The sequence below is a fragment of the Glutamicibacter sp. AGC46 genome, from assembly GCF_053543715.1.
Window position 1 is genome coordinate 137,252 of sequence record NZ_JBLVOJ010000011.1, and the last position, 8,684, is coordinate 145,935.

Here is an 8,684-nt window from a genome sequence, read left to right on the forward strand (position 1 = left end):
AAGTCCAGCCCGCGTTTTCTATGCGGTCACCTTCGGCCACATTCCGCGCGACGCATCCTTGACGTCGACCTGTTCCACCTCGGTCCGGTAGATTCTCAGCCCTCGCGCCTGGTAGTTCGGTAGCGCCGCCGGTCCGTCCAGTGAGCAGGTATGCAGCCATACCCGGCTGACCTCAGGCAGCTGCGGCCATCGTGAACCCAGGGCCCAGGCCTGTTGCAGTGCTTCGCTGAGCAGCACCCCGCCAAGGCCGCGGCCGGTAGCTTCGGGAAATAAGCCGAAGTAGAAGATCTCGACCTCGCTGCCGGCGTCCGCGACTTCCGTGACGAGCTCCACGTACCCCTGGGGAGCACCGTGCTGGTAGAGCACCCAGGTTTCTGAGCCCGGGCGTCGGAGCACTTCGTCCCACTGGTCTCGGGTCGAACCCAGGCGGTCAGACCAGTTCAATTCGCTGCCCACGCTCTGATACAGAAACCGCGAAAATTCCGGGGTGATCTCCTTGGCCAGCTCGATCCGGGCGTCCTCGGGCAAGGACTTGGCCGAGCGAATGACATCAGCGGAGTCGAGTTGCTGGAGATAGGTCACCGTTACTTGGGTCATGCCCACATCATAGGTCGCCGTAGTTTGCCTGGCCTAGCTATCACCCGTTGAGTTACTCGGTAGACTTGGAGGTGTGAATGCTGCTGAATTTTCTTCCATTGATGACGCTCCCCAGAGCTACAATCAACTGCTCATCGACTCGCTAGCCAAAGACCTCACTGATGTCGGGTACAACTATGAAAATGTTGCGGGGCTGCTTGGTGAGGAAGCTGCGGCAGCATTTGCCCGCGACCAGCTCCACCCTGCCTTGCGAAACCTGGATCGTAGCAGGCCAGATAGCTCGCTTGCCTGTGTGGTTCGCCTCTTCCAAATGGGCCAGACCCAGGAAGACGCGGCCATCAATGCCGCCTTCCCGACATTGAAGACCGACGGATTGCTCAAGCTGGGCCTGATCGAGTCCTGGGCTACCGGTTACCGGGCCAAGATTGCCCTGGCGCTGCATTCCTCCGATGCTGACGGTGAATTGTGGGTGGCCCACGACCTGGGTGCCCACCAGCGTCCCGGCGTGTTGCGCACCGACCATGTGCTGGGCATTGGCCAGGCGTCCCTGACCCTGGCGCAGATCACGATCCGCGAAAAGGTCGAGCGCGCACTGGACTTGGGTACCGGCTGCGGCATCCAGCTGTTCCATCTGCTATCGCACGCGGAGCATGTTACGGCCACAGACCTGTCGGCCCGAGCCCTGGGCTTCACCCGCTTCAACCTGATGCTCAACTACCAGGCCCTGGAGCTGGATCCGGATAACCTCGAATCGCGGGTCACCCTGCTCCAGGGAAGCCTGTTCGATCCGGTGGCTGGATCCACTTTCAACCTGATCGCCAGCAACCCGCCGTTCGTGATTACCCCGCGAAGCAGCAACGAGCGCGCCAAGGACCGGTTCACCTACCGTGATGGCGGGATGGCCGGCGATACGCTGGTGAGCACCTTGATCGAGCAGGCTCCTGGCTTCCTGGCGCCGGGTGGCTGCATGCAAATGCTGTCAAACTGGGAGATTCCTCGCCTAGATGATGAATCCAACCAGCCGTGGGATGCCCGCGTGCGCCAGTGGTTCGGCGACCAGCTGGACGTATGGGTGATCGAGCGCGAGCAAACAACGCCAAGCGGCTACGCCGAGACATGGCTGCGCGACGCTTCCCAGACCGAGGACAGCACTTCATACATCTCCGCCTACAACGCATACCTCGATGACTTCGAGTCCCGCGGCGTGGGTGCCATCGGCTTCGGTCTGGTGTACTTCCGCCGTCCAGCCGCAGGCCATCCGGTACTGCAGCGCTACGAGCAGATCTCGCACCAGGTGGAACAGCCGCTGGCCCCGACCCTGCAGCGGGACATTGCCATGTCCGACCAGCTGGCCGCCGCCAATGAAGGGTTCAAGGATTGGCACCTGCTGGTGGCCGAGGATGTTACTGAGGAGCGCCATCAGCGTCCGGGGGCGGAGCACCCCGGCGTGATCTTGCTGCGGCAGGGGGCAGGGCTGCGCCGTACTGAATTGCTTGATACCGCGCAGGCAGGATTTGTTTCCGCCTGCGATGGTGATTTGTCGGTATCGCAACTAGTCAACGCGTTGGATTCCTTGATTGGAGAAGGGCAAGAAGACTTCGCGGACCTGCTTTATGAAGCAGTGAAGCGACTCTTGCGACATGGCCTGCTTCAGAAAATGTGAAACAAGCGCTAAAGTTTTTCCCTATGACACGGAACACAATTGAGGAACAAGGTGGGGCCGCCTCGCGCGATGAGGCGGAAATCCCACAAGTTGTCTCGATCACTGACCCTCAGGCGATTCGAGCGTTGGCCCATGACGCTCGACTGATCGTCTTGGATGAGCTCTTTGCTTCGCAGACCACCCGCACCGCTACAGAACTTGCATCCTTGTGTGCGCTGACACCTAGCGCCATGAGCTATCACCTCCGGGCCCTGGAGAAGTACGGGTACGTGATTCGTGCTGCCAGCGAAGGAGACGCACGCGAGCGGCGGTGGCGAGCGGCTGGTGAACGGCTAGAGCTGAACACGCAGATCGACTCGGCGAACGCCAAAACTGCGTACTTGAACGTGCAATTGAACGCATTCCGCACCCGGCTCAATGCTGAAGTCCAGCGGCGCGAGGCAGAAGCGAAGACCGGAATCGCTCCGGACCCGGATCGTCCGCCGATGCTGACTAGCGGTTTGGTCTTCCTCTCGGAAGCCAAGCAACGCGAGTTCAACCGCAGAATGCTGGATCTGGTCTACGAATACGAGGCACAGGCAACAGCCGAGGAACGCAGTATTGATTCGCGGCGTATGTTCTACTTAATCTCATTGCTTCCCGAATACCAGAGCATGGGGGAGGCATCATCATAAGTATGCCCGGCTCAGGGAGCGCAGATTCTTCGGTGTAAGATCATCGGGAAATGTGCTTATAGAGTAGGCATGAAGAACGAAGCTGCGATGGCGGATCGATCAGGGCCCGGAAATGGGTGTCCAAGGTCCGTGTTGTCTAAAGGAGTGCTGTGCCCCCCAAGGCCAAGGAAAAGACTGGTAAGAAACTCGTAATCGTGGAGTCTCCTGCCAAGGTGAAGTCGATCGCCAAATATTTGGGTGAAGGCTTTGACGTGGATGCCTCAGTGGGCCATATCCGCGACCTTCCGCAGCCCTCAGAACTGCCAACCGAGCTGAAAAAGACCTCAGTAGGCAAGTTCGCTGTCGATCTGGACAACGACTTTGAGCCTTACTACATGGTCTACCCGGACAAGAAGAAGCGCGTTTCCGAACTGAAGGCGAAGCTCAAAGAAGCTGACGAACTTTACCTCGCAACCGATGCGGACCGCGAAGGCGAAGCCATCGCGTGGCACCTGCTGCAGGTCCTGAAGCCAAAGGTTCCGGTACGCCGCCTGGCATTTACCGAAATCACCAAGGAAGGCATCGCCCGCGCACTGGAAAACATGCGCGAGCTCGATACCGACCTCGTCGACGCCCAGGAAACCCGCCGTGTCCTGGACCGCCTCTATGGTTACGAAATTTCACCGGTGCTCTGGCGCAAGGTGGCTCGCGGGCTGTCCGCAGGCCGCGTGCAGTCCGTGGCAACCCGTTTGGTCGTCGAGCGCGAACGCGAACGCATGGCCTTCATCCCCGCCGGATACTGGGATGTGAAGGGCAACTTCGCCACCAGTGAAGGCGAAGGCTTCGCAGCGAAGCTCTCGGCAGTGGACGGCGCCCGTGTCGCCTCCGGCCGTGACTTCGATGACCGCGGCCAGCTGAAGACCACCCGCAATAAGCTGGCCCACCTGGATCAGGAGTCGGCCCAGTCGCTGGTGGCGAACCTGTCGGACACCGGCTTTGCGGTGACCTCCGTCGAGGACAAGCCGTACACCCGTCGTCCGGCCGCCCCTTTCACCACCTCCACGCTGCAGCAGGAAGCATCCCGCAAGCTGCGCTGGAGCTCCAAGATCACCATGCAGATCGCTCAGCGGCTGTATGAAAACGGCTACATCACCTATATGCGTACCGATTCGGTCTTCCTCTCAGGCGAGGCAGTGAATGCCGCGCGCAAGCAGGCAACCGAACTGTATGGCGCGGATTCCGTTCCAGCCAAGCCGCGCGTCTACAAGGCGAAGAACGATGCCGCGCAGGAAGCCCACGAGGCAATCCGCCCGGCCGGTGACATGTTCCGCCGCCCGAAGGACGTGCGTTCCTCGTTGTCCAAGGACGAGTACGCATTGTACGAGCTGATCTGGAAGCGCACCGTCGCCTCGCAGATGGCCGATGCCAAGGGCTTCACCGCCACCATCAAGCTGCAGGGCACCGCCAGCGATCAGCGCGTGGCCGAGTTCTCGGCCTCCGGCACCGTAATCACCTTCCGCGGTTTCCTTTCCGCCTATGAGGAGGGCAAGGACGAACAGGCCCTGGAAGCCGCGGCAGAGAATGCCGAAGCCCGCCTGCCGCAGCTGGCTGTGGGCCAGCAGCTGGCCGGCGATGAGCTGACCGCTCTAGGCCACGAAACCTCCCCGCCGGCTCGTTACACCGAAGCTTCGATCGTGGCCGAGCTGGAAAAGCGCGAGATCGGCCGCCCGTCGACCTACGCGCCAACCATCTCCACGATCATGGACCGCGGCTATGTCACCAAGCGAGGCGGCGCCCTGGTGCCGAGCTGGATCGCCTTCTCGGTGATCCGCTTGCTCGAAGAGCACTTCGCGAAGTACGTGGACTACGATTTCACCGCCCGCCTGGAAGATGATCTCGATGAGATCGCCAAGGGCCATCGTGCCCGCACCGACTGGCTGAACCTGTTCTACTTCGGCAAGGGCGCGGAGACCGAATCCGAAGGCTTGAAGCATGTGGTCGATAACCTCGGCGACATCGACGCCCGTGCGATCAACTCGATCAAGGTCACCGACGACATCACCTTGCGTGTGGGCAAGTTCGGCCCGTACCTGGAACGTGCCATCCCGGAAGGCGCCGAGGAAGGCACCGAGCCGCAGCGCGCCAACGTGCCTGAGGATCTGGCCCCGGATGAGCTGACTGCCGAAAAGGCAGAGGAGCTCTTTGCCAACTCGCAGGTCTCCGAAATGCACTTGGGCATTGATCCGGAAACCGGTCGCCAGATCGTAGCCAAGGATGGCCGCTACGGCGCCTACGTCACCGAGATCATCCCGGAGCCAACCGAAGAGGAATTGGCGGCCCAGCCGGTCGAGTACTACAAGAATGGCAAGCCGAAGCCGCCGAAGAAGCCAACCAAGGTCAAGCCGCGCACCGCGTCGCTGTTCAAGTCCATGACTGTCGAATCAGTGACCTTGGAAGATGCCCTGAAGCTGATGAGCCTGCCTCGTGTACTGGGTGCTGACGCTGACGGCGAAGAGATCACCGTGCAGAACGGCCGCTTCGGTCCGTACCTGAAGAAGGGCAGCGATTCGCGCTCGATCGAGAGCGAAGAGCAGATCTTCACGATCACCTTGGACGAAGCGCTGGCGATCTACGCGCATCCGAAGCAGCGTGGCCGTCGTGCCGCGGTACCGCCATTGGCCGAGTTCGGAGTGGACCCGACCAGCGAGAAGAACATCGTGGTCAAGGATGGCCGCTTCGGTCCATACATCACCGACGGCGTCACCAACATCACTGTTCCGCGCACTACCTCCATGGAGGAACTGACACGCGAGCAGGCTATCGAGCTGCTGGCCGACAAACGTGCCCGCGGACCGGTGAAGCGCACGGCAAAGAAGGCGCCGGCCAAGAAGCCAGCAGCCAAGAAGACCCCGGCGAAGAAGGCTACGGCCAAGAAGACGACCGCGAAAAAGACTGACTAGTCTTTCTTGCCAGGCCTAACGAGGAGCGCACCATGAGACTCGGTGTATTGGATATCGGTTCGAATACCGTTCACCTGTTGCTCGTCGATGCATATCCGGGAGCCCGCCCGGTTCCCTATGCCTCGCACAAGCGACCCTTGTCCTTGGTGCGCTACCTCAATGAGTATGGCGCCATAACTGAAGAGGGCCAGCGCGAGCTGATCTCCTTCATCAAGGAAGCCGCCAAGTTCGCCGAAAACCACCAGGTTGAGGACTTCATGGCTTTCTGCACTTCAGCGATTCGCGAATCCTCCAACGGTGCTGCCGTCCTGGAACGCGTCGAAGTCGAGACAGGCGTGAGCTTGATGGAACTGACCGGCGAAGAAGAAGCCGGCATGACCTTCTACTCCGTACGCCGTTGGTTTGGCTGGTCTTCGGAATCCATCCTGAACCTGGATATGGGCGGAGGCTCGCTGGAGCTGGCCTTGGGCGTTGACGAGTTCCCGCAAACAGCCTTCTCCGTGCCCCTGGGTGCCGGCCGGCTGACCCGCGAATGGCTTCCTAACGACCTGCCGTCCATCAAGGAAGTCAAGGAACTGCGTACGTACGTGCGTGACGTTCTCACGGACCCGACTACCGAGCTGCGCCAGTATGGCAAGCCCACCTTGGCCACCGCTACTTCCAAGACTTTCCGCTCGCTGGCTCGCATCACCGGAGCCGCGCCGAGCACGGAAGGCCCCTATGTTAAGCGCGTGCTCAATCGTGACGCATTGAAATTGTGGACCAACCGATTGACCGCGATGAGCTGGGCTGAACGGGCAGAATTGCCCGGTGTCTCGGAGATTCGCGCCCCGCAACTGCTTGCCGGGGCGATTGTCGCTCACGAAGCGATGAATGCCTTGAAACTGAAATCTGTGCGGATTTGCCCTTGGGCGATTCGTGAAGGCTTGATGCTGCGACGTTTTGATCACGTGATGTTTGACTCTGCGACACCGCTCAGTAGTAGCGTTGGAGTTGGGGAAGTAGCTCTGGATAACGAGAAGTACAAATTTCTCGCCAAACCCAGCAGCTAACCTTCTTGGCTAAGCGGTGCCCGCACAGTGGACACGGTAACAGGAGGCAAGAGCATGGAAGACCAGAAGAGCACAATGAAGGTGCCAGTCACCCTCTCTAGCGCGTCAGTTTATCCGCTGACCGTCCATGACGCCTTCGCGATGGCCAAGGACGTGGGATACGACGGGCTGGAAGTGCTGATTACCGGCAACGCAGCCAGCCAATCTGCGACCGCGCTCAAAGCCTTGATGGACAAGTACCAACTGCCGATCATGGCCATCCACGCACCGACACTGCTGCTCACCCAGCAGGTGTGGGGCTCTGCTTGGGCCAAGATCGAACGTTCGGTCATCCTGGCCCAAGCGGTCGGCGCAAATGTGGTTGTCGCCCATCCGCCATTCAGGTGGCAGGGCTCCTACGCCGAAGAATTCGCCGAAGGCGTGCAGCGATTGGTTGAGACCACGGGGATGAAAATCGCCGTGGAAAACATGTACCCATGGCGTGCCCGGGGCCGTGAAGCGAAAATGTACCTTCCGCACTGGAACCCAGTCCCGCAGCACTACCAGCATGTGACCTGGGACTTCTCCCATGCGGCGATTGCCAATATGGATTCGCGCCAAGCCGTCGAGGACCTGGGCCAGCGACTGGCGCACGTTCATCTGTGCGATGGTTTGGATAACGGCAAAGACGAGCACCTTGTGCCAGGCCTGGGCACCCAACCGGTGGCCGAAACGCTGCAATATCTGCGTGATGCCAATTGGAGCGGAACCGTAGCGGTCGAGGTCTCCACACGCAAAGCTCGGAACACCGGGCAAAAAGAAGAATGGCTGGGAAAGACCCTAGAATTTGCCCGCCAGCACTTAACAGTCGGCAGCGACCCCAAGCCAATGACACAATAGCCATATGAGTGAAGCAACAAAGAATCTGTCCCTGTCCTTCCTCGGCGCCGGCTCCATGAACGGCGCCATCCTGCGTGGCATTATCGCCTCGGGCCATGACCCGCAGCTGATCACCGCTACCGTGCGAAGCGATAACCGCGTAGCGGAACTGCGCGAATTGGGCATCAACGTCTTGGTCAGCGAGGAAGATCCCGAAGCCAACCGCCGGGCTGCCGCCAGCGCAGACATTATCTTCCTGGGCGTGAAGCCGGTAGGCATCACCGAACTGTGCGAGGAGATTTCCGGATCGCTGGACGCGCAGAAGGTCGTTGTTTCCGTAGCCGCCGCTATCACCCTGAGCAGCATGCAGTCTCATCTGCCAGCTGGCCAGCCGGTCATCCGTTCCATGCCGAACACCCCTTTGATGGTCGGTGCCGGCGTGGTGGGAATCAGCCCGGCGGCAAGCGTGAGCGACGAGCAGACCAAGTTGGTCACCGATCTGCTCTCCGGATCCGGCGACGTGCACGTCATCGACGAAGAGCAGCAAAATGCGCTCTCGGCAATTTCCGGGTCCGGTCCGGCCTATGCTTTCTACCTGGCTGAGGCCATGGCCAATGCCGGTGTGGCCATGGGCTTGGATGAAAAGCTTTCAATCGCGCTGGCACGTGCCACTGTGGCCGGTGCCGGCAAGATGCTCTCGAACCCTGACGCGGATCCCGCGACCCTGCGCAAGGCGGTAACCAGCCCGAAGGGCACCACCGAGCAGGCTATCGCCACCTTCGATGAGCAGGGAATTCCAAAGATTATTGCTGCGGGCACGCAAGCGGCAGCCGCCCGTGCAGCGCAGCTGAGTGAAGAGCTCGGCTAGGAACGAGCATTCAATACGGCGGTGGGGGGCAAC

7 protein-coding genes are annotated in these 8,684 nt (G+C 60.5%); 6 read left to right on the plus strand and 1 reads right to left on the minus strand.

The features are described 5' to 3' along the window. Positions 1 to 18 precede the first annotated feature (18 nt). On the minus strand, positions 19 to 597 hold the full coding sequence (locus ACNPM8_RS05745) for a GNAT family N-acetyltransferase (RefSeq protein ID WP_105656964.1): 579 nt from the start codon (positions 595 to 597) through the stop codon (positions 19 to 21). Positions 598 to 670: 73 nt separating this feature from the next. Here ACNPM8_RS05745 and ACNPM8_RS05750 point away from each other — a divergent pair, with 73 nt between their 5' ends. The 6 genes from ACNPM8_RS05750 to proC all read left to right on the plus strand — a co-directional run bounded on the left by ACNPM8_RS05750 (position 671) and on the right by proC (position 8,651). After that, positions 671 to 2,260, plus strand: a complete 1,590-nt coding sequence (locus ACNPM8_RS05750) for a DUF7059 domain-containing protein (protein ID WP_388063441.1) — start codon at positions 671 to 673, stop codon at positions 2,258 to 2,260. Between the two features lie 23 nt (positions 2,261 to 2,283). Continuing rightward, positions 2,284 to 2,934 (plus strand): ArsR/SmtB family transcription factor, encoded by a 651-nt coding sequence (locus ACNPM8_RS05755; RefSeq protein ID WP_105657083.1) that lies wholly within the window; start codon positions 2,284 to 2,286, stop codon positions 2,932 to 2,934. 149 nt (positions 2,935 to 3,083) lie between these two features. Continuing rightward, positions 3,084 to 5,873: a type I DNA topoisomerase gene (gene topA, locus ACNPM8_RS05760; RefSeq protein WP_448939443.1), complete on the plus strand. Its 2,790-nt coding sequence runs from the start codon at positions 3,084 to 3,086 to the stop codon at positions 5,871 to 5,873. A gap of 32 nt (positions 5,874 to 5,905) precedes the next feature. Beyond that, the gene (locus ACNPM8_RS05765) at positions 5,906 to 6,925 is read left to right on the plus strand and encodes a Ppx/GppA phosphatase family protein (RefSeq protein WP_105656961.1); all 1,020 of its coding nucleotides are present in this window, start codon (positions 5,906 to 5,908) and stop codon (positions 6,923 to 6,925) included. 54 nt (positions 6,926 to 6,979) lie between these two features. Continuing rightward, complete coding sequence (locus tag ACNPM8_RS05770) at positions 6,980 to 7,804, plus strand: sugar phosphate isomerase/epimerase family protein (protein ID WP_332485932.1); 825 nt, start codon at positions 6,980 to 6,982, stop codon at positions 7,802 to 7,804. Positions 7,805 to 7,808: 4 nt separating this feature from the next. Further along, a complete protein-coding gene (proC, locus tag ACNPM8_RS05775) occupies positions 7,809 to 8,651 on the plus strand; it encodes a pyrroline-5-carboxylate reductase (RefSeq protein WP_105656959.1) in 843 nt (280 codons plus the stop codon). Positions 8,652 to 8,684 lie beyond the last annotated feature (33 nt).